Here is a 1,744-nt window from a genome sequence, read left to right as displayed (position 1 = left end):
CGGCTGGGGTGTCGAAGCGGCGATGCTCGCGCCCTTCGATCGATGCTGTCGAGCGCCTCGCTCGGGGGCGTGCTCACCTGAACGAGCGGGTTCGTGTGCCCTGCGAACAACGAGCTCCGAGGGGCGCTTTCTATAATCGATCGATGCCACACCGAGCCCGAGCATGAAAGCCGATTTCGACCCCCGCGAGATCGAGCAAAGCGCCCAGGCGGCGTGGGTATCGGGCGATGTCTACCGGGTCGCCGAAGACGCGTCGCGGCCCAAGTTCTACGCCTGCTCGATGCTGCCTTACCCCAGCGGGCGGCTGCACATGGGCCATGTGCGCAACTACACCATCAACGACATGCTGGCGCGGCACCTGCGCATGACCGGCATGAACGTGCTCATGCCGATGGGCTGGGATGCCTTCGGCCTGCCGGCCGAGAACGCCGCCATGAAGAATGGCGTGCCGCCGGCGAAGTGGACGCGCGAGAACATCGCCGCGATGAAGGCGCAGATGCAGGCGATGGGGCTGGCCATCGACTGGAGCCGAGAGATCGCCACCTGCGATCCGAGCTACTACAAGTGGAACCAGTGGATGTTCCTGAAGATGCTCGAGGCCGGCATCGCCGAGCGGCGCACGCAGACGGTGAACTGGGACCCGGTCGACCAGACCGTGCTCGCCAACGAGCAGGTCATCGAAGGCCGCGGCTGGCGCTCCAACGCCATCGTCGAGAAGCGCGAGATCCCCGGCTACTACCTGAAGATCAGCCGCTATGCGGACGAGCTGCTCGAGCATGTGAAGAGCGGCCTGCCGGGCTGGCCCGAGCGCGTCAAGACCATGCAGGAGAACTGGATCGGCCGCAGCGAGGGCGTCCGCTTCGCCTTCCCGCACCGCATCCGCGGCGCCGACGGCAAGCTGATCGGCGACGGCCGCCTGTATGTCTTCACGACGCGTGCCGACACCATCATGGGGGTGACCTTCTGCGCGGTCGCCCCCGAGCATCCGCTGGCCCTGCATGCCGCCGCGTCGAACCCCGAGGTCGCGGCCTTCCTGGCTTCCTGCCGGGCCGGCGGCACCACCGAAGCCGAGCTCGCGACGCAGGCCAAGAGGGGCATCGCCACCGGCCTGTCGGTCGAGCACCCGCTCAGCCACGAGCCGATCCCGCTCTGGGTCGGCAACTACGTCCTCATCAACTACGGCGACGGCGCCGTGATGGGCGTGCCGGCGCACGACGAGCGCGACTTCGAGTTCGCGAAGACCTACGGGATTGACCTGCTCCAGGTCATCTACATCGACGGCGAGCACTTCTCGTACGAGCACTGGCAGGACTGGTACGCGGCGACCACCGGTGCGGTGACGATCAACTCCGACGTCTACAGCGGCCTCGACCATCCGGCCGCGGTGGACGCGGTCGCCGCGGCCCTGGAGCACCGCGGACTCGGCGGCAAGCAGACGACGTGGCGACTGCGCGACTGGGGCATCAGCCGGCAGCGCTACTGGGGCACGCCGATCCCGATCATCCACTGCGATGCCTGCGGCGTGGTACCCGTGCCCGAGAAGGACCTGCCGGTCGTCCTGCCGGAGAACCTGATCCCCGACGGCGCGGGCAACCCGCTGGCCCGGGACGCGGCGTTCCTGAACGTGCCGTGTCCGCGCTGCGCAAAGCCGGCGCGGCGCGAGACCGACACGATGGACACCTTCGTCGACAGCGCGTGGTACTTCATGCGCTACTGCGACCCCAAGCTCGACGATGCGATGGTC

At 67.9% G+C, this 1,744-nt stretch carries 1 protein-coding gene; it reads left to right on the top strand.

What is annotated here, in order from left to right:
• Positions 1-163 precede the first annotated feature (163 nt).
• Positions 164-1,744: leucine--tRNA ligase (gene leuS / locus AC30N0_RS20060; protein ID WP_489519642.1), on the top strand; the 1,581-nt coding region annotated here is incomplete at its 3' end.

The sequence above is a fragment of the Rhizobacter sp. genome, assembly GCF_031412495.1.
GTDB lineage: Bacteria > Pseudomonadota > Gammaproteobacteria > Burkholderiales > Burkholderiaceae_C > Schlegelella_A.
This window is presented reverse-complemented; position numbering and strand designations above follow the sequence as displayed.